Origin of the sequence: Pseudomonas sp. CFBP2511 (genome assembly GCF_030209255.1) — a bacterium.
In the GTDB taxonomy this organism is placed as follows: domain Bacteria; phylum Pseudomonadota; class Gammaproteobacteria; order Pseudomonadales; family Pseudomonadaceae; genus Aquipseudomonas; species Aquipseudomonas avellanae.
In genome coordinates this window covers 159,421-185,313 of record NZ_JARVSI010000021.1, presented here as the reverse complement: position 1 = coordinate 185,313, position 25,893 = coordinate 159,421, and the positions used below count along the sequence as shown (strand labels likewise).

Genomic DNA, 25,893 nt, shown 5'->3' with positions numbered 1-25,893 from the left:
TGTGGCGCGAATACAGCCGTTAGATCCTTTAACATTGTTGCTCCGATATAAAACCGGCTACTCTTTTGATGAAGAGTGCTGAAATAGAGAGGAACGGAAGTTTATACGCTTATTTCTGAGTCTACACCCCTAAAATAACAACCGTGCGCCGCCGGGGTGCCCGGTTGCGCTCAATTAAAGCGGTGCAGTCCGGTCAGGTCTGTTTTGAAAGAAAAGTTTTTTTGCGTAAAAAAGCCCTGAGGCGTGAGCGTCAGGGCTTTTAATCGGGGGGCACTACATCCTTGCCAGGGTCGTGATGATGGTAACCCCTGCGACGACTGCGGCCAGTGCATTGACGTAAAACACTGCGCGTACGCGTTTTGACAGCCGCCACGGTTTTATGGCGAAGGCATAAACCAGCAGAAAGATAATGGCGAAGATTTCAATTTGCGCGAGGATGACCGTGCCGCCGCCAAATGCGGTTGAGGCAGAAGGGTCTACAGGCCCGCTCGACAGGTAAGCGGTGCCGATGATCGGCAACCAGATGCCCAGGCTTATCAGGGTCAGTGGAACAGGGCTCCCGGCGCTGCCTTTATTTTCGGTGTCCAATTTCGTTCCTTTAAAGGTTAGCCAGCGATCAGGGCTTCTCGATCTCTGAAACTTCTATGGGGGCCTCGGCTTTTGCCGTGCGTATTTCCCGGTTCCACTGCAGGATGATCATCACCAGGGTCGGGATACCCAGCAGTGCGGTGATCAGGAAGAAGTTGTGATAGCCGAATTTCTCCACCACCACGCCTGAATAGCCGCCCAGCAGGCGCGGCAACAGCAGCATGATGGAGCTGAGCAGGGCGTATTGAGTGGCGGAAAACTTCAGGTTGGTGAGGCTCGACAGGTAGGCGACGAACGCCGATGTCGCCAGCCCGGAACTGAGGTTGTCCAGTGAGATGGTCAGGATCAGCATCTTCACGTTCGGCCCCATGTCCGCCAGCAACAGGAACAGGATATTGGTGGATGCCGAGGCGAAGCCGCCGATGAACAGGATCGGCATGATGCCGAAGCGCACGATCAGCAGGCCACCGGCACCTGCGCCGAGCAAGGTCATGATCAGGCCGAAGATTTTGCTGACGCTGGCGATCTGGTCCTTGGTAAAGCCCTGATCAATGTAGAACACGTTGGCCATCACACCCATCACGGTGTCCGACATTCGATAGGTCGCGATCAGGCCCAGCAGCAGCAGGGCCTGCCAGCGATAGCGCATGATGAAATCGTTGATCGGTGTAAGCACCGGTGCCAGCCCGCGACGCCCCATTGACGACAGGCAGGCGAAGGTCAGTAGTGTGTAGAGAATGGCGCGCAGAAAAGCCCGGTCTTCCAGCAACAGGTCCATCCAGCTGGTGTCGTTGAACAGCACGCTGGCGAAGTCGGTGTTGTAGAGCTGGGTAAACATCGCGGGAACTGAAACCAGTAACACGATCAGCACAAACACCGAGGCCAGTTGGTGAGTGAAGCCATAACGCGCGGCCGACAATTGCGTACGCAGCGGCACCGGCGGCTCGCGCATGATCAGCGTGGTGACCAGCGCTGGCAGCATCAGCAGGCCGAACAGCACATACGTGCCGGTCCATGCTGCATGCTTGTAGGCAAAACCTGTCGAACCGAAACCTTCTGCGAAGTACAGCGCGCCTGCGGTCGCCAACAGTGCGGCCACCCGATAGCCGGACATGTAACTGGCGGCGAGGGCGGCCTGCTGGGTGTCCTGGGCGATTTCCAGGCGATAGGCGTCGATGGCGATGTCTTGCGTCGCGGAGGCGAAGGCCACCACCACGGCAATTGCGATCAGCCAGGACAGGTGTTTCTGCGGATCGCAGAAACCCATGCCGATGAGGCCAAGGATCACCAGGCTCTGTGCAAGCACCAGCCAGGAGCGGCGACGCCCCAGCTTGCCCAGAAAAGGCAGGCGCCATTGGTCGAGTAATGGCGACCAGACCCATTTGAAGGCGTAGGCAAGGCCGATCAGGCTCGCATAGCCGATGGTCTCGCGAGCCACACCGGCTTCGCGCAGCCACACGGATAATGTCGAGAAGACGAGCATGTAAGGCATGCCCGCAGCGAATCCGAGCAGCAGTAACACTAATGTCGACGGGCTGGCATATGCGGCGAGCGCGGCGCGCCAGGTTTTACGGGGCATGGGCTGGAATCTGCCTCAGGTTACGAAAACAAAGGGCGCACTCTAACCGCTGTGCTATAGGGGACGCCAGCCATGACGCTGCATATCAACCCGATTGTTCAGAATCGTGACGCCCTCGGCACGCAAACGGGCCCGCTGTTCGTCGCCCGACGCGCTGCCCACTGGCAGACTGAGCCGCCCGCCGGCCCCCAGCACGCGGTGCCACGGCAGGGACGATCCTTGTGGTAACTGACTCAAGGTACGGCCCACCCAGCGCGCCGCTTTGCCCAGCCCAGCCAGTTCGGCCAGTTGCCCGTAGGCGACCACTTTACCCTCCGGTATTTGCGCCATCGTCAGGTAAAGAGCAGCACGTCGTCTTTCGGCAGGTGACTGCTCGTCAGCGTAAAGAAATGTTAAGTCCGCGTCGCTCACACATTTATCCTGTATAAAACGATATTGATTGTCGTTCGCGGAACTTTGATCGAACGCAACTGTCTGTAACCACCGTGCCCGGTGGTCCATGGATTGAGATTGCCTTGATGTTCTCCTGCAGGATGATGCCCGATTTCCCGCCAAACAGAGCCTAGTTACCGCTTATGTTGTCCAGAACCCTGCTGTGCCTTGCAATTACCGCTGTCTCTACTCCATTGCTTGCCGACACCGTCTGGTTGAAGAACGGCGACCGGCTGACCGGCACAATCAAAGTGTTCGATGGTGGCAAGCTGTTGCTTCAGACCGAGTACGGCGGCGCCATTGCGCTGGACTGGAAACAGGTCAAGACGCTGAAGAGCGACCAGCCGTTGCTGATCAAACAGGACGAGCACACTGGCGAAGTCGCCAAGTCGTTGCAAGCGGCCGACGACGGCAAAGTGGTGCTGGCCAACGGCGAAGCGCCCAAGACCGTCGAGCTGGCAAGCATTCACCAGATCATCAAGCCCAAGCCGGTCATCACCGATCTGGTGTGGAAGGGCAACATTGATGCCGCACTGGACTTCCAGCAGGCAGAGAACGACACCAACGATTACAACGTTGCGTTCAAGACTTCTGCGCGTCATGGCCAATGGCGTCATAACGCCAAAGGCGATTACAACCGCGAGACGACTGACGATGTGGTCGGCACCGACAACTGGAGCGCCGAATACTCGCTGGACCGCTTCCTGACAGAGAAATTCTTCTGGGACGCCCGCGTGACCTACAAGCGCGACAAGATCGAAGATCTGTCTCGTCAGCGCGTCGTCGGTACCGGTCCGGGCTATCAGTTGTGGGATGACGAACTGGGTGCGTTCAAGGTTGGAGCACTGCTTAACCGTACCGACTTCGAGTTTTCCAACGGTCAGAAAGAAAACTTCTATTCTGTTGCAGGCACCTGGGATTACAACCGCTACCTGATTGGCAAGAAGTTCGAGTTCTTCAGCAACGGCGAATTGGGCAAGCCGTTGAGTGGCGTGGCCGATTACTCGATGGATGTCGAGGCGGGCCTGCGTTACAAGGTGACAGACTGGGCCTCGCTTAACGTGAAAGCCGAGAAGAACGTCATCAGTGGCTCGGATAACGGCGATGTCGACAAGACCCGCTATACCGCAGGCTTTGGCGTAAGCTGGTAAGCCAGCGCTGAGCGACGCGCACTGTGCGTCGCTCAGCGTTTGATATCACTAGATTCTCATCGCCCCGTCCAGCTCCAGAATGCGTCCGCTGAAATAATCGTTTTCAAGAATGTAAGCCACCGAATGGGCGATTTCGTCCGGCTTGCCCATGCGCTTGAGCGGGATGGCCGAGGTCATCTTTTCCAGTGCTTCGGGTCTCATGCTGGCGGTCATTTCGGTTTCAATGAAACCAGGCGCTACGCCTGCCACACGGATGCCGTAGCGCGCCAGTTCCCTTGCCCATGTAACCGTCGCCGCCGCGACACCGGCCTTTGCGGCTGAATAATTGGTCTGCCCGATATTGCCTGCGCGGGAAATCGAAGAGATGTTGATGATCGCACCCTGACTCTTCTGCTCGATCATTTTTGCTGCCACTTCGCGTGTGCAGAGGAATACGCCGGTCAGGTTGACGTCGATCACCGCCTGCCATTGCACAAGGCTCAGCTTGGTCATCTCACCCTCTTTGACCTTGACCAGCAGGCCGTCGCGCAGAATACCGGCATTGTTGATCAGGCCATGAACGGCGCCGAAGTCTTCGGCAATCTTGTTGACCGTATCCACGACCTGTTCTTCATTGGCAACATTGCACAAATAGGCGCGAGCCTTGACCCCGAGGGCAACACAGGCCACGACAGCCTGGTCGAGCTTTTCCTGGTTGAGGTCCACCAGTGCCAGATTTGCGCCCTTGCCGGCCAGGTACTCGGCCATCGCCCTGCCAAGGCCTTGGCCCCCGCCGGTGATAATGATCAGCTTGTCTTTCAATTCCATGTGCGTGCCCATCTGTTTATTGTTTTTATGGCGTCACCGGCTCAACGCAAGTGCTTATGCCACTGCCAAAGCACGTTATAGGCTGTTTCAGCGCGCTCGTCTTGCGTTGAGGCGACACGTTTTTTGCGTCGCCCGGCACCGCCATGAAAGGTTTCACTTCGCTCTGAAATACACCGATACACGTTCGTGAAGCCCAGGTTCAGCTGACTTATGCGCATAATTGATTGGTCACCAAAGCGCAGGGAGCTTGAATTAACGACCTTCTGACATCACATACGGTCTACTCGGAAGGCATTCTTCCCTTGAGGAACTCATTTGATGCGTGTTTTTTTGCTGCTGTTTTTATTATTCCCGGTACTTGAGCTGTTTCTGCTGGTTCGTGTCGGGATGTCGATCGGTTTTCTCTGGACCTTCCTGCTGGTCGTCGCGACTTCCATGCTGGGGCTGTTCGTGATGCGTGTGGCCGGGTTTGCCACGGCGCTGCGAGCACGTGAAAGTCTGGCGCGCGGCGAGTTGCCGGCCCAGGAAATGCTCGAAGGCCTGATGGTTGCCGTGGGTGGCGGTCTGCTGCTGTTGCCCGGCTTCATCAGTGACATTCTGGGGGTGATCTGCCTGCTGCCGATTACCCGTCGGCTGTTGATCAGCAAGGTTCGTCGCCGCGCGGAAGATCAGGCCATGCGTCAGCGTGCCTTCGCCGACGATCTACAGACTCAGGCCAATCAGGGACCTGCCAGTCATCGTCCCAACGCGATTCATCAACCGACCCGCGAGCCGGATGTGATCGAAGGCGAGTTCGAACACCGCGACAAGTAACCTGTTCAGCCCCGCAGCGCGGCACCTTCGGGTGCCGCGCTGGTTTTCAGGCGGTGCCTGCCGTGTAAAAAAAATCTTGCTCAAGACTTGTAATCAAATTGCCCGCCCTTATGTATGGGTCACCGCAAGGTTTCTGGCCTGAACGCCAGACCGTATTCTGCGGTTCGCGCGTCGAACCGTAACCGGCAAGTCCGGATCCGTAGCGGCTGGCGCATTCGCCGGACGCTCAAAAAAAACATAATCAGGAGATCGACAATGAAGCTTCGTCCTCTGCATGACCGCGTCGTAATCCGTCGCAGTGAAGAAGAAACGAAAACTGCCGGCGGTATCGTTCTGCCAGGTTCGGCTGCTGAAAAGCCTAACCGCGGCGAGATCGTTGCTGTGGGTACCGGCCGCGTGCTGGACAACGGTGAAGTGCGTGCGCTGGCTGTGAAAGTGGGTGACAAGGTTGTGTTCGGCCCTTATTCCGGCAGCAACACAGTGAAAGTCGATGGCGAAGACCTGCTGGTGATGAGCGAGAACGAGATTCTTGCTGTTGTCGAAGGCTGAGTGCTTCCGCTGATTTCCGTTACTACCAAGTATTCAAGGAATAATGATCATGGCTGCTAAAGAAGTTAAGTTCGGCGATGCTGGCCGTAAAAAAATGCTCGCCGGTGTAAACGTCCTGGCTGACGCAGTAAAAGCGACCCTGGGCCCAAAAGGCCGTAACGTTATCATCGAAAAAAGCTTTGGCGCTCCGCTGATCACCAAAGACGGTGTGTCGGTTGCCAAGGAAATCGAGCTTAAAGACCGTTTCGAAAACATGGGCGCGCAGCTGGTCAAAGACGTTGCCTCCCGTGCCAACGATGATGCGGGTGATGGTACTACTACCGCTACCGTACTGGCTCAGGCCATCGTCAACGAAGGCCTGAAAGCTGTCGCTGCCGGCATGAACCCGATGGACCTCAAGCGCGGCATCGACAAGGCGACCATCGCTATCGTTGCAGAGCTGAAAAAGCTGTCCAAGCCTTGCACCGACACCAAGGCAATTGCCCAGGTCGGCACCATTTCGGCCAACTCTGATCACTCCATCGGCGACATCATTGCCGAAGCCATGGAAAAAGTGACCAAAGACGGCGTTATCACCGTTGAAGAAGGTTCGGGCCTGGAAAACGAGCTGTCTGTTGTAGAAGGCATGCAGTTTGACCGCGGTTACCTGTCCCCGTACTTCATCAACAAGCCGGACACCATGGTCGCCGAGCTCGACAGCCCGCTGCTGTTGCTGGTCGACAAGAAGATCTCCAACATTCGCGAAATGCTGCCGGTTCTGGAAGCAGTCGCCAAGGCTGGCCGTCCTCTGCTGATCGTTGCTGAAGACGTTGAAGGCGAAGCGCTGGCAACTCTGGTTGTCAACAACATGCGCGGTATCGTGAAAGTTGCAGCCGTCAAGGCTCCAGGTTTCGGCGACCGTCGCAAGGCCATGCTGCAGGACATCGCTGTTCTGACTGGCGGTACCGTCATCTCCGAAGAGATCGGTCTGAGCCTGGAAACCACTACCCTGGAACACCTGGGTAATGCCAAGCGCGTCATCCTGAACAAAGAAAACACCACCATCATCGATGGTGCTGGCGTCAAAACCGATATCGACTCGCGTATCTCCCAGATCCGTCAGCAAATCGGCGACACCAGCTCGGACTACGACAAGGAAAAACTGCAGGAGCGTCTGGCCAAGCTGTCTGGCGGCGTTGCAGTGATCAAGGTCGGTGCCGGTTCCGAAGTTGAAATGAAAGAGAAGAAAGCCCGCGTTGAAGACGCCCTGCACGCAACCCGTGCAGCGGTCGAAGAAGGCGTGGTACCTGGCGGTGGCGTAGCACTGGTTCGCTCGCTGCAGGCCATCGAAGGTCTGAAAGGCGACAACGCCGATCAGGACGTCGGTATTGCTCTGCTGCGTCGCGCAGTCGAAGCGCCTCTGCGCCAGATCGTTGCCAACTCCGGTGACGAGCCAAGCGTTGTGGTCGACAAGGTCAAGCAGGGTTCGGGTAACTTCGGTTACAACGCTGCTTCCGGCGAATACGGCGACATGATTGAAATGGGTATCCTCGACCCGGCCAAAGTGACTCGCTCTGCTCTGCAGGCCGCGTCCTCCATCGCCAGCCTGATGATCACCACCGAAGCGATGATCGCTGACGTGGCTGATGAAAAGGCAGCAGGCGGCGGCATGCCGGACATGGGCGGCATGGGTGGTATGGGCGGCATGATGTAAGCTGGCTGTACCCCTCGAGCTACACCCATAAAGAACCCCGCCTTGTGCGGGGTTTTTTTACGACCTGTTTTTGTGCCTGATCAATTAGTGCGTAGAGGGGGGAGCCGCTGTGTTCGCACTATGCTTGGGTTCCGGCCGGTACAGCACAAAGTAATAAACCCCCAGACAGATCAACCAGCAAAACACCGCCGTCCAGATGTTATGGGAAAAGAAGTGTGCGCCTTGCAGCATCCGGCCGGCAGAAAAGATCGATCCCAGACCTAACGCCAGTGCCAGTCCCAATTTAGCCAGACGTGGCCGACGATCACGCAGCATGAAGAACAGCGCAAACAGGGTAAAGCCGGTGGCCGCATGACCACCTGGCCAGCAGCGCCCTGGCTTGTCGGTGGCGGGGCGTGGGCTCAACAGTTCGCTGTAGGTTTCCTGGCCGCCGAACTCTGTCAGGCTCCAGGGGCATTGCACTGAAGTCACCACTTTCACCGGAGTTACGAAGGCGGTTGAAAGCGCCATGGACAGCACCAGGCAACCCAGTTCTCTGCGCCACGGCATCAGCCGCTGTACCTTGAAGGATGCCGCAAAGCCGATCATCGCCAGTACGCCGAACAGCATGACCAATTGTTTGGCGCGGTCGTGGAGGATGTCTTCCAGAAAATAGCTGTGCCTGCCAATGAATTGCCCGCTGACGGGGTCGAAGGCCAGCTTGGCGATATCCATGTCCAGCGAGGTCAGTTCAAGCAGTACGAGGATCAATGCGACGACGGCGGGGATACCCAGGTAAATCCATGTATTTATCGGGCGAGAGTAGGGTGGCGCGACGGTTTTCGACATATCGAATCCAGATCATGATGGGCGTGTCGCGGTCATTGTGTGCGACGGTTTGTCTCAAAGTGTGTCATGAGCCTTGTTGATAATAGGTGAAAATATCGTCATGCCATTTCGGCGCTGGCCCTGACGCCCACTTCGTCTTAAGCTGCGCCAGCCCAAACTGCATATGAGAGTGCTTTATGCGAATTCTTCTGGTTGAAGACAACCGCGACATCCTGGCGAACATGGCCGATTATCTGGGCATGAAAGGCTATACCGTCGATTGCGCCCAGGATGGCCTCTCCGGACTGCACCTGGCGGCCACCGAGCACTATGATCTGATCGTGCTCGACATCATGTTGCCCGGCATTGACGGCTACACGCTGTGCAAGCGGCTGCGCGAAGACGCCCGTCGCGATACCCCGGTCATCATGCTGACCGCCCGCGACCAACTGGACGACCGCCTGCAGGGCTTCCGCTCCGGTGCCGATGATTACCTGCTCAAGCCGTTCGCCCTGTCTGAACTGGCCGCGCGGATCGAAGCGGTGCTGCGCCGTGCCCAGGGGGGCGGGCGGCGCACGTTGCAGGTGGCTGATCTGGTGTACGACCTCGATACCCTTGAAGTGACGCGCGAAGGTCGCATGCTCAAGCTCAACCCGGTCGGCCTGAAACTGCTGGCCGTGCTGATGCAGAAGAGCCCGCATGTGCTGCGCCGCGAAATACTGGAAGAAGCCCTGTGGGGCGACGATTGCCCGGACAGCGACAGCCTGCGCAGCCATGTGCACCAGTTGCGTCAGGTGATCGACAAACCGTTTGGCAAACCGCTGTTGCAGACCGTGCACGGTGTGGGCTATCGCTTGGCCGAGGGCCGGGATGGAGTTTAAACAGAGTCTTGCCCAACGGATCATCATTGCCTTTGCATTGATGAGTGCACTGGTCGCCGGATCGTTTGCCATCGGGATTATTTCAACGGTCCACCTGGTCGAAGAAAAGCTGATTTCTGCAGGCCTGGGCGGTGATCTAAATCGCCTGATGCTGATGGACAGCGTCAGCGACTGGAGCCACCGGCCCAAGCCCGACCAGTTGTTCTACTTCAGTAATGGCCCCGGCGATTTCGATCTGCCCAAGGACCTGCGTCACCTTGAGCCTGGTTTTCATGAGGTCTTTCGCGGGCCGCTCTCCTATCACGCCATGATCGAGGTGGTCGACGGTCGGCATTACGCCCTGCTGCAGGATCAGAGTGACTTCGAAGAGCGCGAGCGAGTCCTGTTCGCCGTCGTGCTGGTCGGCTTTGTGCTGGCGCTGGCACTGGCGGTGTTTCTCGGTTGGGTGCTGGCGCGTCGGGTGATGGCCCCTGTGGTCCGTCTGGCCAGGCAGGTCAGGCACCGTGACCAGTTGCTGGGGCTCGCACCGCCTCTGGCACCGGATTATGCCGCTGACGAGGTCGGTGAGCTGGCGGTGGCATTCGACGCGACGCTGGGTCGGCTGAGGCAGGCACTGATTCGTGAGCGCATGTTCACCAGTGACGTGAGCCATGAGTTGCGCACCCCATTGATGGTATTGGCCAGCTCCTGCGAGCTGTTGTTGGAAAACCCTGCGCTCGATCTGCGCGGGCGACGTCAGGTCGAGCGTATCGGCCGCGCGTGTGAAGAGATGCGTGACCTGGTGCAGACCTTCCTCATGCTTGCCCGTACCCAGCGCGAAGATCCGGCAATGACGCCCAAGGCCACGCTGGTCGGCGTAGCGGAACAGTTGATTTCCCAGTGGCGTGATCCGATCGAAGGCAAGGGGCTGGTGCTGACTTACACGCCGCCTGCGGATGACCAGTTATCCGAAACCCGCTACAACGCAACTTTTCTGCATGCCGTCATGGGCAACTTGCTGCGCAACGCTTTGCACTACACGGATCACGGTTTCATCACGCTCACGCTGCAAGCCGAAAGCTTCACCGTGGAGGACAGTGGTGTCGGCATTCCCGAAGAAAAACGCGAAGCCATGTTCGAGCCGTTTGTGCGCGGCAACGAACAGCGTGGGGAAGGGCTGGGCCTTGGTCTGTCGCTGGTTCAGCGCATCTGCACCAATCAGGGCTGGAGAGTGGACCTCACCCCGATGGAGCCACATGGCTGTCGGTTTGAAGTCACATTGAACGCGGTCAAGCCCTGACGTTCACATCGAACAGGCACGCCTTACTGTGTGACTTTAAATCGACAGCACTTCGTCGATTGGGCACACAGCGTGCCTAACTCTCTGTAAAATCTCGAAACATTTGAAGTGCCAAGGTAACAAAATTTTCACATTGAGATGACCTGACAGTGACGGCGCTGCCTCTATTTTGGCCCGCATCAACGTCAGGAGCTGCTCTTATGAGCGATCGCATCGAACTCGAATTTTCCCGCAAGTACGACAAGTCACATGCCCGTCAGTACCTTGAAAAACACCAGGACGGCATTTGGCGCAAGTTGTCGCATCATCGCGATGAGCAACTGGCGAGAAAAGCTCTGCACATGGCGGGTGATCCCGGGCTGGTGCTGGACCTGCCTTGCGGTGCTGGCCGCTTCTGGCCGCTGCTGGCCGAGAAACCCAACCGCTCGATCATCGGCGCGGACAACTCCGCCGACATGCTCAGTACCGCTTGTGCATCTCAACCGGCAGAAGTTGTGAAAAGGGTACAACCCTTGCAGACATCTGCGTTTGATATCGATTTGCCCGACAACGCAGTAGACAGCATCTTTTGCATGCGCCTGCTGCACCATGTTGGGCAGTCGAGCGACCGAATGGCTCTATTGCGTGAGTTCCAGCGCGTCACGCGCGACAGTGTGATTGTTTCGCTGTGGGTTGATGGCAACTTCAAGGCATGGCGGCGCGAGCGTCTGGAGAAAAAACGTCAGCAGAAAAATGGGCAGGAAAGTTACCAGAATCGGTTTGTGTTACCGGTTGCTACCGCAGAAACAGAATTTGAGCAGGCGGGATTTCGCATTCAGAATCGAATGGACTTCTTGCCGATGTACGCCATGTGGCGAGTTTATGTCTTACGTAAAAGGTAACGAGATGGGTTTGCAGTCCTTGAAAGAGCCAGTCGAGAACTCGGTGCAGGATGAGTTCAGCCATTTTTGGAGTCAGCACGGCGAGTGGGTTGAAGAGCCTAACGTACGCCGAGGCGGCGAGAGTGGCGTGCAGCGGCTGGTCATGGACAATGGGCAGACCCTCTATGCCAAGCGTCAGACGGGCCATATCTACCGCAGCCTGCTGCACCCGCTCGGGCGGCCGACCGTGTTGCGCGAGCGTGAGGCGCTGGAAGGTCTGCGCAAGCTTGGGGTGGTGGTGCCTGAGGTGGTTTTCTGCGGTGCCGAGCGCGGTGAGGACAATGCCTGGCGGGCGCTGTTGGTGACGGTTGCGCTGGACGGTTTCGACGAAATCGAAAAGTGGCTCGCCGCCGGAGGGCGGGAGCGCCATGGCGAACTCTTCTACGAGCGAATGCTCAAGGAAGTGGCCAGTACCCTGGCGCGTATGCACCTTGGCCGCTGGCAACACAGCTGCCTGTACATCAAACACGTTTTTGTACGCGTGACGGGTGATGGCCCGGACGCGAAGGTCGAGGTTGCTCTGCTTGACCTGGAAAAAGGCCGTCGCCGCCTCACGGCACAGGGCGCGGCTCAGCATGACATGAAACAGTTGAGACGCCATTCGTCATTCAGTGCTGCAGACTGGCAGAAGTTGGTCTACTTTTATCAGACGGCGTTTGGCAGCTCTATCAAAGGTTTAGAGTCATGAAACTAGAAATGGCACGAGGTCTTTTCATCTTCGCTGCGCTTGCGATAGCGACTGTCACAGTGGCAGCGCTCGAGCAACCGGCTACCCGGATACTCACCGCGCAGCATGGCGAAGGTAACTGCCCGCTGCCTCGGGCGGTGAAGAGTCTGGCCACGGCACAGCCTGACCATGACCTTTTGCTGCTTATGTACAGCCTGGCGCAAGGCACCGGTGTCAGGAACTGATTCCTTTCTGCCTTGCCAGCCAGGTCAGACCAAATGAAGATGGTTGTCCCACAACCCTGCGGGCAGGTCCAGCGGCCTGGCCAGCAGTTCCTCTTTGCGGCAATCGTAGAAGCGGCAGCGCCCCTGACCTGACGTCACGACAAACCCGTCGACCACTGCACCAACGCCTGCGCAGTCCGGCAACGGTGCATCCAGTTTCAGTGCGCCGCTGTCCATATCCCATATGAAGAACCGGTTGCCTCGCGGCGCTGTCAGTGCGATCAGTCGCAGATCGCTGTGCACGGCAACGCTGGCGGTGTAGTGCCCCATTGCGCGCAATTGCTCCTGTGCCACCGGAAACGCTTGAAATGGCTGGCCTGGACGTTTGATCGCCAGTAACTCGGCGACTTCGTGGCTATCGCCCATAAACTGCTGACTCGCGACTATGGTGCCATCGCTGGCAATGCCCATGTGGCGCACGCTGTTCATCTGTTGCGAGAGTGTTTCCTTGCTCAGCAGGGTGCCATCGCGTTGCATGATCACCAGGCTGGGCTGCATGGCATTCAGGTTCATTTCCACGCGGCTTTCCGCTTCGGTGCGAATGCCGCCGTTGGCAACGACGAGTGTCTCGCCATCCGGCATCCAGGAGACCTGATGCGGACCGATGCCGTGCGTGGATACCTCTGCCGAGTGCACCAGCCGCTCATCGACGAACCGATAAACGCCCAGCAATCCTCGACCTGGGTCGCGGGTGTCGTTTTCGGTTGCATACAGCCACTCGCCATCACGATGAATCACCGCATGGCCGTAAAAGTGCCGGTCCGGCTGCGAAACAATGGTTTGTAGCAAGCTGCCGTCGCGCAGGTCGATCAGATAGCTCTCAGTGCCTGGACGACGTGCGATGAACACGGCAAGCGGCAGGCTGGGGTGATTGATGATGTCATGGCAGCGTTGGCCCACCTGAGTGGCAAACACCTGCGTCCCGTCGAGCCGGAAACCCACTGCATAGTGCTTGCCTTCGCCATCGTCGCGCGCAGATAGCAGCAGAGGGCCGGTGTCTTTCTGTCTGAACAGGGTCCATCCACCCAATGTGCAGGCACTGAGCAACAGACTGCCGAGGGCCATCGCTTGGCGTCGCAACATCGTTCGCACCTCTCGATCAATCACCGTCGTTGGCGTTGAAACCCAACTGAATGCCCAGTGCCTTGGCCAGCTCGCCTTCATGAAGGCGATGCACCGCATTCAGGCTGTCATAGAACGCATTGAGCTGCTCGCGTCCTGCGTCGGTGGCCAACAGGTCAACCAGAGGCGGTTTGAGTTCCGACAGCAGTTTGCGGCTGGTAGCGTAGGCCGCATCGATTTTGTCGGCCAGCGGTTTCTGTTCAGCGGGTAGCAAGCTGCGCAAGCCTTTGTTGTCGACACCGGTCCAGACCGTCTGGGCGCTGATCAGACTGGCTTCCAGGCTGCTGAGCGATGACTTGCTGCGCCATGCATCAGCCTGAAATGGCTGCGGCTGCCCTTTGCTTTGACGGCCCAGTGGCGTGCCCAGTTTTTTCTTCAGGCTGTCGAGCGCTGTCACTTGAACCCGCAGCAGTTCTGCGATGGCTTCGTGCGAGTCGGCGTAACGCTGGTTGGGGAATTTGCTCAGTTGCGCAAGCATGCCGTCGGTGCTGTTCCAACTGCTCAGAATTTCTTCGGCAAGCAACTTCTGCCGTTCGCCGATGGCCATCAGCAGCGGGCAGTAGCGCGCTTTCTGCTCAGCGTTGGCCATGTCGATTTCGGCGTCGAACAGAATGTATTCGTAGGCGGACAAGCCTTGAACCACGACGCTGGCCTTGGCCAGTTCCTGGGCATTGATCTGCGGCTGTGCCGTCACCAGTTGCTCGACCTGACGGCCGACCAGGTTCTTCTTGTCCGGCCAGAACTGCACTTGCCAGGCGCGATTGCCTTCAGCCAGCGGGCCGATCAACAGCGGTTGCAACTCTGCCCAGGTCTTTTGTGCCTTAAGGAAGTCGGCACGTGCAGTCGCCAGGTCGGTCTTGCTCTGGCAAAACGCAAGTGCGCTGGTTGCCAGTTGACGATCAGCATCGACCCAACGGCTGTAGGTCGGCAGGATCACCTGCTTGGCAATGGCCGCAGACGTGACCGCCTGAGGATCGGACGGTGAGCAGGCACCCAATGCAAGCGCCGCGAGGCTGGTCAGCAACAACTTGGGTCGGAACATGTCCGGCTCCTTATTTTTTGAAAAGATGGTTTTGAACGAGAAGACTTTGCAATGAGAGCATCATAACGAATTCAGAAACGCCAACAGCGCTTCACGCTGTTCGGCGTCAAATGCCAATACTCGTCGTTGTGCTGCCTGGGCTTCGCCACCGTGCCACAGTATCGCCTCAAGCATGTTGCGCGCGCGACCGTCATGCAGCAGTTGGGTATGCCCGCTTACCGTTTCGGTCAGGCCCAACCCCCACAGCGGCGGCGTGCGCCACTCGCGGCCGGTGGCCTGGAACTCGGTACGGTTATCGGCCAGCCCTTCGCCCATGTCGTGCAGCAACAGGTCGCTGTAGGGGCGAATGTCCTGGTTGGCCAGTTCGGGTTGCGCTGCGTCGCTCCGGGTTTTGAACGATGGCGTGTGGCACTGTTGGCAACCCGCCTCGAAAAACAGATTCTTGCCGGCCAGTACTTGCGGATCATCTACCTTTCGGCGAGCCGGAACGCCCAGGTTTCGGGTGTAAAACTCGACCAGACGCAGGATGTTGTCACTGACCTCTGGTTCGCCGTCCGGGCCATTGCCATTGGGCGCTGCCAGGCAATCGGTCTGCGCCGCTGTGCAGTCATCGAAGTGGCGCAGGCGGGTTGTCAGGCCCATGTCGCCAGAAAAGGCGTGCACGTTCTGTTGGTTGAGGTTGGGCTGTCCGGCTTTCCAGCCGAACCTGCCCATGACGACTTTTTGCTGCACATCGTCCCAGACCCAGTTGGGGCGGCCCGAGATGCCATCGGCGTTCTTGTCATCGGGATCGGCGTTGGCGAGGATGGCGTCATCCGCAATGGCTTCGAGCAACCCAAGACCGATCATTGGCGGGGCAATGCGCGCCGAGATATGTGTTTCGGGGTGCATCGGGCCGTAGCCCAATTGGGTGATCCTCAGCGTTGGCTGACGCAATTCGACGGCAGTGCCGTCGCGGAAATTGACCGTCAACGCGTCGTACTCGACCCGCACCTTGCCTTCCGGTGCAACGCCGGGATTCGACATGTCCTGCAACTGTCCGCCATAGGTCGGCTCGGGCAACACACCATTACGCTGGATCAGGTCTGCGTAGGCCGGGTCATCAGGAATCGACAGCCTGACCAGCATCGACACCGCATTGCTGTCGCCAGCCTCCGGCGGATGACCGCGACCGTCCTTGATGTGGCAGTTCTGACAGGCATTGGTGTTGAACAGCGGCCCGAGCCCATCGCGGGCCGTGGTGGTCGACGGCGCAATCACCCACGGGCTGCGAAAGAAACTGTTGCCGACACTGAAATCCAGCCGACGCACCGGCGACAGATTGGCCGAGGGCATTGAGAACGCGTTCTGATCGCTCTTCCTGACCGTCGCGCTGCCGCCAGACAAGGCTTCGCCCGGCTCGGGATGAGTGAAGCGCGGGGCGTCATCGCACGCGCTCAAGACCAGCGTCGTGAGCAGAGCAAGGGACAGGCGGAACCGCGTACTCATACACATCCTGCAACGAGGCGCAAATCGGGGCGTGCAAGCTTATCAGCCTCTTGCGGTTTGAATAAGAGGGATTATCGTTTGCTGTGCCTGAGGTAATGCGTTGTTACGAATTCACGGCCTCAGTGATCTGCATGATCTTTCTGTCGGGGCAAGAGGCGCGAAAGCGATTCTAGGAAATGCTCTACGCAGCTTGCTGACATATCGCAGGCCAAGCCTCAAATTCACAACGGTCAGGCATAAAAAATGCCGGTCAGCGAACTGACCGGCATTCATTGTTACAGCGCAAACAGGTTCTATCAGAACTCGTGATCAGCGTTGTCCGGGTTCAGGTCGGTGATGCCGAGCTTGCCAGCGGCCTGCTCGATAGCGCCGGTCTGTTTGACCAGTGCAGCGATGGCGTCACGTACCACTTGATTGCCGGCAGTGTTACCTGCGCCGATCAACTGGTCAAAGTGCTCACCCTTGTTGGCGTGATCGACAATGGCCTGCAACTTGGCCTGGGTGTCGTCCAGATCGGCGCGCAGTGTGGCGTCGGTGGCCGGGTCTACTTTGGCGACCAGGGACGAGAGGCTTGGGCCGCTGACTTTGCTGCCGTCAGTGCGGGTGTATTCGCCCAGGTAAACGTTGCGGATGCCTTTGCCGTTGTAGAAGTGCGAGTTGTGCGTGTTGTCGCTGAAGCAGTCGTGCTCGTCTTCGCTGGAGTTGGCTTCCAGTGCGACTTTCATGCGCTCGCCTGCCAGTTCACCCAGCGACAGGCTGCCCATGCCGAAGAGCATCTTGCGCAGGCCGCTTTCGCCGGACTCGGCTTCCAGGGTTGCACGGTAGTTATCGGCCACACCGGCTTTCCAGTTGCCGGCCATTTCTTCCAGATCGCTGACCAGCAGGTCCGTGACGGCCTTGAGGTAGGCGCGGCGGCGATCGTTATGGCCGCCGGTTGCGCCGGCACCTTCGAGGTAGTCGCTGGCCGGACGAGCGCCGGCGCCAGGGCCGGTGCCATTCAGGTCCTGGCCCCAGAGCAGGAATTCGATGGCGTGGTAGCCGGTGGCAACGTTGGCTTCCGAACCGCCCAGTTCGTTCAGGCTGGCGAGTTTCTCGGAGGTGATTTCCTTGACGTCGACCTTGTCTTCACCCACCTGAATCTCGGTGTTGGCGATGATGTTGGCGGTAGCGCCCGGATTGCCCAGCGCGTGCTGGTAGTCCTTGGCTACATAGTCGATCAGGCCTTCGTCCAGGGGCCAGGCGTTAACCTGTCCTTCCCAGTCGTCGATGATGGTGTTGCCGAAGCGGAAGACTTCGCTCTGCATGTAAGGCACGCGCGCAGCGACCCACGCATCACGAGCAGCTTTCAGGGTTTCGTCATTGGGCTTGGCCAGAAACGCGTCGACGGCAGTGCTCAGTTTTTTCGCAGCGCCTTGGGCATCGTCGAATACCGCCGACACCATGTTGGCGTAGTTGGCGACGACAGCCTTGGCAGCCGCGTCGTCGGTCTGGGCAGCAGCGGCCGGGGCCGGAGCGGGTGCCGCAGGCGCCGCAGCAGGAGCGGCCGGGGCAGCAGCAGGTGCTGGCGCGGCAGCCTTGTCCTTGCCTTCGCCGCAACCGGCGAGAGAGATAGCGATGGCCAACAGACTAGCGGTTGCCAGAGGCATACGAATCATGACGGAATCCTGCATCAATAAAGGTGATGGCGGTGTGCGCCCATAAAATCTGCGACATGATGCGAAAGATTTGCATTCGATGTAAAGGCAAAACGCCTTTGTCGTCGCGATCAGGCATCCAGCAGGTGTAACAGTCGGTTTCAAGACGGCTTGAAAGACGAGCCCCGCCGGGTGTTCAGAGACTCGCCGTGTTGCTTTGTCGGACTTGCTTCAGATACGTCAGCAGTTCCCGGCCCGGCAGCGGCTTGCTGTACAGATAGCCCTGGCCTTCATGGCAGCCCTCGGCCACAACGTAGGCTTCCTGCTCGACCGTTTCCACGCCCTCGGCAATGACTTGCATGCCCAGGCTTTTACCCAACTGGATGATTGCCCGCACAATGGTGGCGTCATCGTCGTCGTCAATCAGGTCCTGAACGAAGCTCTTGTCGATCTTGATCTTGTCCAGCGGCAGGCTTTTCAGGTAGCTCAGCGAGGAATAGCCGGTGCCGAAGTCATCGATGGCGATCAATGCGCCGGAGCGCCGCAGGCTCAGCAGGTGTTGGGCGGCGGTATTAATGTCTTCCATAAGGCCGGTTTCGGTCACTTCCAGTTCCAGGCTGCGGGGCGGCAGGCGATAGATCTGTAGCAGGTTGTTCACCACGCGCGGCAGTTCTGCATGGTGCAGTTGCACGGTCGACAGGTTGACCGCCATGCGCAAGTCGGTGAAGCCCTGATCGAGCCATTCCCGCAACTGGCGACAGGCCTGATCAAGCACCCATTCGCCGATGGCAATGATGCTGCCGTTTTGCTCGGCCAGCGGGATGAACACGTCTGGCGGCACCAGGCCATGCTCTGGATGCTGCCAGCGTATCAATGCCTCAACGCCCACCACGCGATGATCGCGGTAACTGATTTGCGGCTGATAGACCAGGTACAACTGATTGCGCGGCAGGGCTTCGCGCAGGTCTTTTTCAAGCTCACGGCGGCGGCGCATTTCGCTGTCGACGCTGGCGATGTAGAACTGATACCGGTTGCGCGAGCGGGCTTTGGCCAGCGTCATGGTCTGTTCGGCTTTCTGCAGCAGCTTTTCAGTGCTATCGCCGTCTTCGGGGAACAGGGTGATACCGATGGTCGCGCGCAGACGGATCTGCTGATCGCCCACAGAAAACGGGGCTTCCAGCTCGTCGAGGATTTTCTGCGCCAGTTCGGCCGCCTCATACGGCTGCTCGATGCTGGCCTGCACCAATGCAAACTGATCACCACCCAATCGCGCCAGGGCACCGAGGCGCCCGCTGTGAGCGCGCAGCCGGTCTGCCAGTGCAAGCAGCAGTTGGTCGCCAGCCTGGTAGCTGAACTGCTCGTTGATGCCCTTGAAGTCGTCCAGGCCCACGCAAAGAATCGCGACCCTGTGTTGCTGACGTCCGGCGTTCTCCAGAATCCTGTCCAGCCCGGTCTGCAATTGCAGCCGGTTGGGCAGGCCGGTCAGAAAGTCGTACTGCGCCATGCGCTGTAGATTATTTTCGGCTTCGTGGCGCAGGTATGTGTGGCGTTCGATAGAGGCCAGCAGCTGATTGGCGGTGTTGACCCAGATGCCCAGTTCGTTTTTCTCATGGCCCTTGAGCAGCGGCAACTGGTGTTCGCTGGGGCGGTCCGGATTGATCGCAATAAGGTGTTCGATGATTTTTGACAGCGGCTTGGTCAACAGCCAGTGATAGACCAGGTACAGCACCAGCCCCATCGCCAGTGCGCGCAGCACGCCGGCAATGAAAATGATGCCGGCGTTGACCAGAAAACCTTCGCCGTAGTTGGCGGTGTCCAGCGTGATGCGCAGGTCGCCGTAATACTCGCTGTAAGGGCTGCGGCCCACCAGTTGAGTGGTGAAGCTGCGCTCCTGGCCAAGGATGAGATCGGTCAGCCAGCGGCTGGAAGAGGCCTTCAGCGGGCGGTCTTTTTCGGCAAGCAGGGTTTCATTGGGGTGCCCGATCGAGGCCATGCGCACCGCATCGTCCTGAAACAGACCTTCGATGACCTGCATGCCCATCTCGCGGTCCAGGCTGTAGACGGCCTGGGTCGAAGGGTCACGGAACATGCCGAGAATGCGTTCGGCATCGGTTTCCACGGCATGACGGGTCTTGTACGCGTCGAAGACGATTTGCGCACAGCTCAGCACAACGCCTACCAGAAGCGCTGATAGCAGTACGACGCGCAGCAACTTTACCGACAGGCTGTTCTTGAGTTCCAGCTTCAATGGCCGTTCCTTAGTTCGTGTCGCAGGGCGTATAGCCTCATGACCCTGGAAAAACCGGATGCGCCTTTCATGACCGAGTCAGAACTGGCACACCAGGCTGATCTTTGCGTTCCTTGCACCCACCGGGCCGAGCCACTCAGGCATGTCGGGTGGCTATGCACGTAACTTGAGCAGAACACTGTAAAGAATTTACATCGTTATATGAGCCAGCTAGCGTTTTCTGACAATACACAATGTACGAGCGGCAGGCGAAAACATTTGTCATTCGCGTGGTTGGCCACTCGATGTTCGTCGCTGTTCAGGGTTCGGAAAGTGCCCGGCGGCGTGCTTGAAAGGCAGGCATAAAAAAACCCGGCGCAAGGCCGGGTTTTTCAGTGATGCTCGACTCAGGCCGCGTATTGCTTGGCCACGAAGTCCCAGTTCACCAGGTTCCAGAACGCTTCTACGTACTTCGGACGCAGGTTGCGGTAGTCGATGTAGTAGGCGTGTTCCCAGACATCGCAGGTCAGCAACGGCGTGTCGCCGCTGGTCAGCGGGTTGCCGGCACCAATGGTGCTGGCCAGTGCCAGGGAGCCGTCGGCTTTCTTCACCAGCCAGCCCCAGCCGGAGCCGAAGGTGCCGATGGAGGTCTTGCTGAACTCTTCCTTGAACTTGTCGAAGGAACCGAATGCAGTGTTGATCGCCTCGGCCAGAGCGCCGGTAGGCTCGCCGCCAGCGTTAGGCGCCAGGCAGTTCCAGTAGAACGTGTGGTTCCAGACCTGAGCGGCGTTGTTGAAGATACCGCCCGAAGAAGTTTTGATGATCTCTTCCAGGGTCTTGCCTTCGAACTCGGTGCCGGGCACCAGGTTGTTCAGGTTCACGACGTAGGTGTTGTGGTGCTTGTCGTGGTGATATTCCAGAGTCTCCGCAGAAATGTGCGGCACCAGAGCGTCTTTGGCGTAGGGCAGTGGTGGCAATTCAAAAGCCATGGTTTATCTCCTTTCAGGTCAATTGCGGTAATCGCACGGCCGATCACGGGCGGCCAGATACAGCATGCACCGGGAGTTTTACTCTTTTGCGGCGCAGACCCCGGATCATAGCACCGGGTCTGCGCCTTAACCACGCAACAACTGTGTGGGATAGAGGTTCCAGCGCAATTGCCCCGACGGTCATGAAACCTTTCAGGCTGAACGGATCAACTGGAACGCTACGCTGAACATCATTACAGCGATCATTACGTCAAGCATGCGCCATGTAGCGGGGCGTGCCAGCCAGGGGGCGAGCCATGCCGCGCCGATGGCGAGGGCCGAGAACCATAACAGCGAAGCGCTGGCGGCACCTGCGACATAGGCACCCGGCACGCTCTGTTGCGCCCCGAGCGAGCCGATCAGCAGCACGGTGTCCAGATAGACATGCGGGTTGAGCAGGGTAACGGCCAGCGCACTGAGCAGCACGGTACGGCGTGACCGTGTGCCCGCCGCTGCGCTGTGCTCCAGACTTTGCCGCGAGCAGGCGCGCCGCAATGCCTGCAGGCCGTACCAGGTCAGGAAAATCACGCCGCCCCAGCGCGCCACCGCCAGCAAGGTGGGGTTGTGTGCCAGCACATTGGCCAGGCCGAAAACACCAGCCGCCACCAGAATGGCGTCGCAGACAACGCATAGCATCGCGACGGGCACGTGATGTTCACGGCGCAGCCCCTGAGCCAGCACGAAAGCATTTTGAGTACCGATAGCCATGATCAGGCCTGCCGCGATCAGCAGGCCGTTGAAGTAGCTTTGCCACATAAAGACGTTTCCATTGAGCAGATTCAGGTGGCGATTTTCCTGCGTTGAGCGCTATAAGGAAAACCAATAATCATCATCGCTCATTAGGAAAACTGATGTTCGACTACAAATTGTTATCGGCACTGGCGGCCGTGATCGAGCAGGCCGGGTTCGAGCGCGCGGCTCAGGTGCTCGGGCTGTCCCAGTCAGCCATCTCGCAGCGCGTCAAATTGCTCGAGGCCCGCATTGGTCAGCCGGTACTGGTGCGCGCTACGCCGCCTGTTCCGACCGACATCGGCAGGCGTCTGCTCAACCATGTGCAGCAGGTGCGTTTGCTGGAGCGTGACCTGCAAAGTCAGGTGCCGGCGCTTGATGAAGAGGGGCTGCCCGAGCGTCTGCGTATCGCCTTGAATGCCGACAGCCTGGCAACCTGGTGGGCACCGGCCATCGGCGACTTCTGTACCCGGCACCGTCTGCTGCTGGATCTGGTGGTCGAAGATCAGGACGTCGGGCTCAAGCGCATGCGTGCCGGGGAAGTGGCGGCCTGCCTGTGTGGCAGCGAGCGGCCGGTGGCCGGGGCGCGTAGCCAGTTGCTGGGCGCCATGCGCTATCGTGCGGTGGCCAGTCCGGCATTTATCGAGCGGCATTTTCCGGGCGGCGTGAGCCCCGAGAAACTGGTCAGGTGCGCGGCGCTGGTGTACGGGCCGGACGATTTTCTCCAGCATCGCTATCTGGCGTCGCTTGGGGTTCAGGAGGGTTTCGAGCATCATCTGTGCCCGTCGTCCGAAGGTTTCATCCGTATGATCGAAGCCGGAATGGGCTGGGGGCTGGTGCCCGAGCTGCAAGTGCGCGGGCAACTGGGCAGCGGCGCCCTGCGCGAACTGCTGGCCGATCGCTGCATCGATGTGCCGCTCTACTGGCATCATTGGCGCAACGGCGGCCAATTGCTGACGCAGCTGACCGAACAGCTCGCGCAACACTCGGCCCGCTGGCTGGTGCCGTTGAGTGAAGAGTGATCGTCAACGATCATATGTAATCAATGCGGCAGGTTTTTCTCCTGTCAGCAGACGCGTTAACGGAGCGGTAAATGAAGATTCTGGTCACCGGCGCAAGCGGCTTCATCGGCGGACGCTTTGCGCGTTTCGCCCTGGAGCAGGGCATGAGCGTGCGGATCAATGGCCGTCGTGCCGAGGGTGTCGAGCATCTGGTCAGGCGCGGTGCCGAATTCATTCAGGGCGACCTCGCAGACCCTTATCTGGTTCGGGCGTTATGCGATGACGTGGAGGCCGTGGTGCATTGCGCAGGCTCGGTCGGGGTGTGGGGGCGTCGCCAGGATTTCATGCAGGGCAACGTGCAGCTCACGGAAAACATCGTCGAGGGCTGCCTGAAACAAAGAGTACGCAGGCTGGTCCATCTTTCGTCACCCTCGATCTATTTTGATGGCCGCTCGCACCTGGGCATCAAGGAAGAGCAGGTGCCCAAGCGCTTTCATAATCACTATGCGGCCACCAAGTACCTGGCCGAACAGAAGGTGTTCGGTGCCGAGGAGTTCGGGCTTGAGGTGATTGCCCTGCGGCCGCGTTTCGTGACCGGGGCAGGTGATAACAGTATTTTCCCGCGGCTGTTGCACATGCAGCGCAAAAAGCGCCTGTCCATCGTCGGCAACGGCCTGAATGTGGTGGATTTCACCAGCATGCAGAATCTCAACGAAGCACTGTTGAGCAGTTTGCTGGCAACCGGTTCGGCCTTGGGCAAGGCCTACAACATCAGCAACGGCACGCCGGTCCCGCTGTGGGACGCCATCAATTATGTGATGCGGCAGATGCACTTGCCGCAGGTCACCCGTTATCGTTCCTACGGGCTGGCCTACAGCGCGGCGGCGATCAACGAAGGTGCCTGTATGCTGTGGCCGGGCCGACCTGAACCTACCCTGTCACGATTGGGCATGCAGGTCATGAACAAGGACTTCACGCTTGATATCAGCCGTGCCAGGCATTATCTGGATTATCAGCCGCAGGTCAGCCTGTGGACGGCGCTGGATGAGTTCTGTGGCTGGTGGCAGGCACAGCACGCAATCTGAATACGGTAGTGGCACAGTGAGATTGATCAGGCGCTGTTGTTATACTGCCCACTTTGGTCTTACAGCTTCCAGAAGGGTTATTCATGCGTAACGATCCGTACGATGACGTCGATGACGTCCCAAGCCTGAGTGCCAAGGACGACGATGACGACTTCGCGCCGAGCAATGGTGCACGTGAGCGCACTACTGTCTATTCGCGCACCACACCTGTGGTCAAGGTCAAGGGGCCGAGTACCGGGCCGTTGTGGGCGTTGGTTGGCGCATTGTTTATTGCCTTCTGCGGTCTGGGCTGGTGGAGCTTTCAGCAGGTCTCGCTGATGGAGCAGCAACTGGTCGCCACGCAGGAGAGCTTTGCGCGCATCAGTGAAGAAGCGGCGGGGCGCTTGCAGGATATCTCCGGCAAGGTGGTCGCCAACGAGTCCCTGTCCAGTGATGGCGAGGCGCTCAAGCAACGTATAAAGCTGCTCGAAGCGCAACTGGAAGACCAGGATAAACAACGCGAAGGCTTTGAAGGCCAGCAGGGCAGCCTCGACAAGCGCCTGGAGCAAATGGCCGCGCAGACCGCCCAGCAACAGAGTGAAAATGCGCAATTGCAGGAGCAGCTCAAAAGCGTCGTCGCTGACCTGGCCACGCTGAAAGCCGCATTGCCCGATGTGAAAAGCGCACAGGCCGATCAGGGCAAACTGGATGCGCAGATCAAAAGCGTGGCAGCCGATGTCGCGACGCTGAAAAAGCAGGGTAACCCGTCGGCCGCCGTCGAGCGCCTGGAGCAGGATTTGATGGTGCTCAAAAGCGAGCAGGAAAACCGTCCTGCGCCGTCGGCAGGTGGCAACACCGCCGAGTTCGATGCGTTTCGTGCTCAGGTAACGCGCAACATCAATACCCTCACCAGCCAGATTCAGAACCTGTCGCAGCAGCTCAACGCACGCCGTTAAAGCTGGCCGCCGCGCCCGTGGCGGTACTACAGCGGACAGAAAAAAACCCTGATGCTCGCGCGTCAGGGTTTTTTTCGTTGCAGCGGCGTATTACAAACGTGGGTAGTCGATGTAGCCGACCGGCCCTTTGCCATAGAACGTTTCCGGGTGCGCTTCGTTGAGCGGCGCATCGCTGGCCAGACGCTCAGGCAGGTCCGGGTTGGCGATGTACGGCACACCAAACGCGAACGCATCGGCCTTGCCTTCAGCCAGCCAGGCGTTGGCGCTGTCCTTGGTGAATTTCTCGTTGGCGATGTAGACGCCGCCGAAATCCTTCTTCAACTGTGGGCCGAGGCTGTCTTCAGCATCACGCTCACGGGCGCAGATGAACGCGATACCGCGCTTGCCGAGTTCTTTGGCAACGTAGCTGAAGGTTTCAGCGCGGTTTTCATCACTCATGTCGTGCATGTCGAAACGAGGGGAGAGGTGCACGCCTACACGGCCAGCGCCCCAGACATCAATCACAGCGTCGGTCACTTCCAGCAGCAGGCGAGCACGATTTTCCAACGACCCACCGTACTGGTCTGTGCGCTGGTTGGAGCCGGTCAGCAGGAACTGTTCAAGCAGGTAGCCGTTTGCGCCGTGCACTTCCACGCCGTCAAAGCCTGCTGCCTTGGCGTTTTCTGCACCGACTCGATAGGCCTCGACGATGTCACCGATTTCAGCCAGTTCCAGCGCACGTGGCGTTGGCAACGGGGTGATCGGACGCATCAGGCTGACATGGCCTTGGGCAGCAATGGCACTCGGCGCGACCGGCGTCTCGCCGTTCAGGTATGAAGGGTGGGAAATACGGCCCACGTGCCACAACTGCAGCACGATGCGCCCCCCAGCGTTATGCACGGCCTGGGTGATATTGCTCCAGCCACGCACCTGATCATTGGACCAGATGCCGGGCGTGTCCGGGTAACCCACACCCATCGGCGTGACCGACGTGGCTTCAGTCAGGATCAGGCCTGCAGAAGCACGCTGCACGTAATACTCGGACATCAATGCATTGGGCACGCGGCCTTCGTCTGCGCGGCAACGGGTCAGCGGGGCCGGGATAATGCGGTTGGGCAGTTGCAGATCGCCAAGGGTGATCGGGTCAAAGATAGTCGTCATGTGTCGAATCCT

Annotated in this window: 25 protein-coding genes; 12 read left to right on the top strand and 13 right to left on the bottom strand. The window is 58.8% G+C overall.

Annotation, left to right across the window (positions count from 1 at the left end):
• Positions 1-273: 273 nt before the first annotated feature.
• From QRN38_RS17930 to QRN38_RS17920, 3 genes are read right to left on the bottom strand one after another with little or no spacing between them, the layout of a single operon-like run.
• The gene (locus QRN38_RS17930) at positions 274-588 is read right to left on the bottom strand and encodes a hypothetical protein (RefSeq protein WP_005768579.1); all 315 of its coding nucleotides are present in this window, start codon (positions 586-588) and stop codon (positions 274-276) included.
• Between the two features lie 28 nt (positions 589-616).
• The gene (locus tag QRN38_RS17925; protein WP_005768580.1) at positions 617-2,167 is read right to left on the bottom strand and encodes an AmpG family muropeptide MFS transporter; all 1,551 of its coding nucleotides are present in this window, start codon (positions 2,165-2,167) and stop codon (positions 617-619) included.
• A 54-nt stretch (positions 2,168-2,221) separates the two neighbouring features.
• On the bottom strand, positions 2,222-2,578 hold the full coding sequence (locus QRN38_RS17920; RefSeq protein WP_005768582.1) for an MGMT family protein: 357 nt from the start codon (positions 2,576-2,578) through the stop codon (positions 2,222-2,224).
• 164 nt (positions 2,579-2,742) lie between these two features.
• On the opposite strand from QRN38_RS17920, the gene QRN38_RS17915 reads away from it, so the two are divergent.
• A complete protein-coding gene (locus QRN38_RS17915; RefSeq protein ID WP_005620274.1) occupies positions 2,743-3,750 on the top strand; it encodes a DUF481 domain-containing protein in 1,008 nt (335 codons plus the stop codon).
• A 48-nt stretch (positions 3,751-3,798) separates the two neighbouring features.
• On the opposite strand, the gene QRN38_RS17910 is transcribed toward QRN38_RS17915, so the two are convergent.
• Positions 3,799-4,557 carry an SDR family oxidoreductase gene (locus tag QRN38_RS17910; protein ID WP_057418254.1) on the bottom strand — a complete coding sequence of 253 codons (759 nt, stop codon included), beginning with the start codon at positions 4,555-4,557 and terminating at the stop codon, positions 3,799-3,801.
• 318 nt (positions 4,558-4,875) lie between these two features.
• Between QRN38_RS17910 and QRN38_RS17905 the strand changes: the two genes are divergently transcribed.
• From QRN38_RS17905 to groL, 3 genes are all read left to right on the top strand, one after another.
• Positions 4,876-5,370 (top strand): FxsA family protein, encoded by a 495-nt coding sequence (locus tag QRN38_RS17905; protein WP_005768585.1) that lies wholly within the window; start codon positions 4,876-4,878, stop codon positions 5,368-5,370.
• A gap of 255 nt (positions 5,371-5,625) precedes the next feature.
• Positions 5,626-5,919 (top strand): co-chaperone GroES, encoded by a 294-nt coding sequence (locus QRN38_RS17900; protein ID WP_003304675.1) that lies wholly within the window; start codon positions 5,626-5,628, stop codon positions 5,917-5,919.
• Between the two features lie 49 nt (positions 5,920-5,968).
• The gene (groL, locus tag QRN38_RS17895; protein ID WP_007246228.1) at positions 5,969-7,612 is read left to right on the top strand and encodes a chaperonin GroEL; all 1,644 of its coding nucleotides are present in this window, start codon (positions 5,969-5,971) and stop codon (positions 7,610-7,612) included.
• An 84-nt stretch (positions 7,613-7,696) separates the two neighbouring features.
• On the opposite strand, the gene QRN38_RS17890 is transcribed toward groL, so the two are convergent.
• Positions 7,697-8,440, bottom strand: coding sequence for a phosphatase PAP2 family protein (locus QRN38_RS17890; protein ID WP_057418244.1), 744 nt, complete (start codon positions 8,438-8,440; stop codon positions 7,697-7,699).
• A gap of 176 nt (positions 8,441-8,616) precedes the next feature.
• Between QRN38_RS17890 and colR the strand changes: the two genes are divergently transcribed.
• The 5 genes from colR to QRN38_RS17865 all read left to right on the top strand — a co-directional run bounded on the left by colR (position 8,617) and on the right by QRN38_RS17865 (position 12,411).
• Entirely contained in the window at positions 8,617-9,300 is a 684-nt protein-coding gene (gene colR / locus QRN38_RS17885) for a two-component system response regulator ColR (protein WP_002555020.1), read from the top strand.
• On the top strand, positions 9,290-10,579 hold the full coding sequence (locus QRN38_RS17880; protein WP_003380966.1) for a sensor histidine kinase: 1,290 nt from the start codon (positions 9,290-9,292) through the stop codon (positions 10,577-10,579). Before colR ends, QRN38_RS17880 begins: the two co-directional genes overlap by 11 nt.
• Positions 10,580-10,779: 200 nt before the next feature.
• The gene (locus tag QRN38_RS17875) at positions 10,780-11,460 is read left to right on the top strand and encodes a class I SAM-dependent methyltransferase (RefSeq protein WP_005739535.1); all 681 of its coding nucleotides are present in this window, start codon (positions 10,780-10,782) and stop codon (positions 11,458-11,460) included.
• A 4-nt stretch (positions 11,461-11,464) separates the two neighbouring features.
• On the top strand, positions 11,465-12,187 hold the full coding sequence (locus tag QRN38_RS17870) for a lipopolysaccharide kinase InaA family protein (RefSeq protein WP_011104989.1): 723 nt from the start codon (positions 11,465-11,467) through the stop codon (positions 12,185-12,187).
• Positions 12,184-12,411, top strand: coding sequence for a hypothetical protein (locus QRN38_RS17865; RefSeq protein WP_005768596.1), 228 nt, complete (start codon positions 12,184-12,186; stop codon positions 12,409-12,411). The genes QRN38_RS17870 and QRN38_RS17865 overlap by 4 nt, the downstream gene beginning before the upstream one ends.
• A 24-nt stretch (positions 12,412-12,435) precedes the next feature.
• On the opposite strand, the gene QRN38_RS17860 is transcribed toward QRN38_RS17865, so the two are convergent.
• From QRN38_RS17860 to QRN38_RS17830, 7 genes are all read right to left on the bottom strand, one after another.
• Complete coding sequence (locus tag QRN38_RS17860) at positions 12,436-13,533, bottom strand: DUF1513 domain-containing protein (protein WP_011104988.1); 1,098 nt, start codon at positions 13,531-13,533, stop codon at positions 12,436-12,438.
• A gap of 16 nt (positions 13,534-13,549) precedes the next feature.
• Positions 13,550-14,614, bottom strand: a complete 1,065-nt coding sequence (locus QRN38_RS17855) for an imelysin family protein (protein ID WP_057418245.1) — start codon at positions 14,612-14,614, stop codon at positions 13,550-13,552.
• 60 nt (positions 14,615-14,674) lie between these two features.
• Positions 14,675-16,102 (bottom strand): di-heme oxidoreductase family protein, encoded by a 1,428-nt coding sequence (locus QRN38_RS17850; protein ID WP_057418246.1) that lies wholly within the window; start codon positions 16,100-16,102, stop codon positions 14,675-14,677.
• Between the two features lie 296 nt (positions 16,103-16,398).
• Positions 16,399-17,757, bottom strand: coding sequence for an imelysin family protein (locus QRN38_RS17845; RefSeq protein ID WP_005768605.1), 1,359 nt, complete (start codon positions 17,755-17,757; stop codon positions 16,399-16,401).
• A gap of 175 nt (positions 17,758-17,932) precedes the next feature.
• Positions 17,933-19,984, bottom strand: a complete 2,052-nt coding sequence (locus QRN38_RS17840; RefSeq protein WP_007246222.1) for a putative bifunctional diguanylate cyclase/phosphodiesterase — start codon at positions 19,982-19,984, stop codon at positions 17,933-17,935.
• Positions 19,985-20,370: 386 nt separating this feature from the next.
• Positions 20,371-20,952, bottom strand: a complete 582-nt coding sequence (sodB, locus tag QRN38_RS17835) for a superoxide dismutase [Fe] (protein WP_003380941.1) — start codon at positions 20,950-20,952, stop codon at positions 20,371-20,373.
• A gap of 192 nt (positions 20,953-21,144) precedes the next feature.
• The gene (locus tag QRN38_RS17830; protein WP_005768608.1) at positions 21,145-21,747 is read right to left on the bottom strand and encodes a LysE/ArgO family amino acid transporter; all 603 of its coding nucleotides are present in this window, start codon (positions 21,745-21,747) and stop codon (positions 21,145-21,147) included.
• A gap of 95 nt (positions 21,748-21,842) precedes the next feature.
• On the opposite strand from QRN38_RS17830, the gene QRN38_RS17825 reads away from it, so the two are divergent.
• The 3 genes from QRN38_RS17825 to QRN38_RS17815 all read left to right on the top strand — a co-directional run bounded on the left by QRN38_RS17825 (position 21,843) and on the right by QRN38_RS17815 (position 24,741).
• Complete coding sequence (locus QRN38_RS17825; RefSeq protein ID WP_057418247.1) at positions 21,843-22,742, top strand: LysR family transcriptional regulator ArgP; 900 nt, start codon at positions 21,843-21,845, stop codon at positions 22,740-22,742.
• 71 nt (positions 22,743-22,813) lie between these two features.
• Positions 22,814-23,806, top strand: coding sequence for an NAD-dependent epimerase/dehydratase family protein (locus QRN38_RS17820; protein WP_003380938.1), 993 nt, complete (start codon positions 22,814-22,816; stop codon positions 23,804-23,806).
• Between the two features lie 83 nt (positions 23,807-23,889).
• A complete protein-coding gene (locus tag QRN38_RS17815) occupies positions 23,890-24,741 on the top strand; it encodes an ATPase (RefSeq protein WP_007246220.1) in 852 nt (283 codons plus the stop codon).
• 90 nt (positions 24,742-24,831) lie between these two features.
• Here QRN38_RS17815 and QRN38_RS17810 read toward each other — a convergent pair whose 3' ends face one another.
• Entirely contained in the window at positions 24,832-25,881 is a 1,050-nt protein-coding gene (locus tag QRN38_RS17810; protein ID WP_057418248.1) for an alkene reductase, read from the bottom strand.
• Between the last annotated feature and the right edge of the window lie 12 nt (positions 25,882-25,893).

Coding starts and splice junctions, on each gene's coding strand:
- QRN38_RS17810 (WP_057418248.1), bottom strand. CDS start 25,881: ATGACGACTATCTTTGACCCGATCACCCTTGGCGATCTGCAACTGCCC.
- groL (WP_007246228.1), top strand. CDS start 5,969: ATGGCTGCTAAAGAAGTTAAGTTCGGCGATGCTGGCCGTAAAAAAATG.
- QRN38_RS17915 (WP_005620274.1), top strand. CDS start 2,743: ATGTTGTCCAGAACCCTGCTGTGCCTTGCAATTACCGCTGTCTCTACT.
- QRN38_RS17910 (WP_057418254.1), bottom strand. CDS start 4,557: ATGGAATTGAAAGACAAGCTGATCATTATCACCGGCGGGGGCCAAGGC.
- QRN38_RS17830 (WP_005768608.1), bottom strand. CDS start 21,747: ATGTGGCAAAGCTACTTCAACGGCCTGCTGATCGCGGCAGGCCTGATC.
- sodB (WP_003380941.1), bottom strand. CDS start 20,952: ATGGCTTTTGAATTGCCACCACTGCCCTACGCCAAAGACGCTCTGGTG.
- colR (WP_002555020.1), top strand. CDS start 8,617: ATGCGAATTCTTCTGGTTGAAGACAACCGCGACATCCTGGCGAACATG.
- QRN38_RS17860 (WP_011104988.1), bottom strand. CDS start 13,533: ATGTTGCGACGCCAAGCGATGGCCCTCGGCAGTCTGTTGCTCAGTGCC.
- QRN38_RS17855 (WP_057418245.1), bottom strand. CDS start 14,614: ATGTTCCGACCCAAGTTGTTGCTGACCAGCCTCGCGGCGCTTGCATTG.
- QRN38_RS17820 (WP_003380938.1), top strand. CDS start 22,814: ATGAAGATTCTGGTCACCGGCGCAAGCGGCTTCATCGGCGGACGCTTT.
- QRN38_RS17880 (WP_003380966.1), top strand. CDS start 9,290: ATGGAGTTTAAACAGAGTCTTGCCCAACGGATCATCATTGCCTTTGCA.
- QRN38_RS17845 (WP_005768605.1), bottom strand. CDS start 17,757: ATGATTCGTATGCCTCTGGCAACCGCTAGTCTGTTGGCCATCGCTATC.
- QRN38_RS17815 (WP_007246220.1), top strand. CDS start 23,890: ATGCGTAACGATCCGTACGATGACGTCGATGACGTCCCAAGCCTGAGT.
- QRN38_RS17905 (WP_005768585.1), top strand. CDS start 4,876: ATGCGTGTTTTTTTGCTGCTGTTTTTATTATTCCCGGTACTTGAGCTG.
- QRN38_RS17870 (WP_011104989.1), top strand. CDS start 11,465: ATGGGTTTGCAGTCCTTGAAAGAGCCAGTCGAGAACTCGGTGCAGGAT.
- QRN38_RS17875 (WP_005739535.1), top strand. CDS start 10,780: ATGAGCGATCGCATCGAACTCGAATTTTCCCGCAAGTACGACAAGTCA.
- QRN38_RS17825 (WP_057418247.1), top strand. CDS start 21,843: ATGTTCGACTACAAATTGTTATCGGCACTGGCGGCCGTGATCGAGCAG.
- QRN38_RS17865 (WP_005768596.1), top strand. CDS start 12,184: ATGAAACTAGAAATGGCACGAGGTCTTTTCATCTTCGCTGCGCTTGCG.
- QRN38_RS17900 (WP_003304675.1), top strand. CDS start 5,626: ATGAAGCTTCGTCCTCTGCATGACCGCGTCGTAATCCGTCGCAGTGAA.
- QRN38_RS17890 (WP_057418244.1), bottom strand. CDS start 8,440: ATGTCGAAAACCGTCGCGCCACCCTACTCTCGCCCGATAAATACATGG.
- QRN38_RS17925 (WP_005768580.1), bottom strand. CDS start 2,167: ATGCCCCGTAAAACCTGGCGCGCCGCGCTCGCCGCATATGCCAGCCCG.
- QRN38_RS17850 (WP_057418246.1), bottom strand. CDS start 16,102: ATGAGTACGCGGTTCCGCCTGTCCCTTGCTCTGCTCACGACGCTGGTC.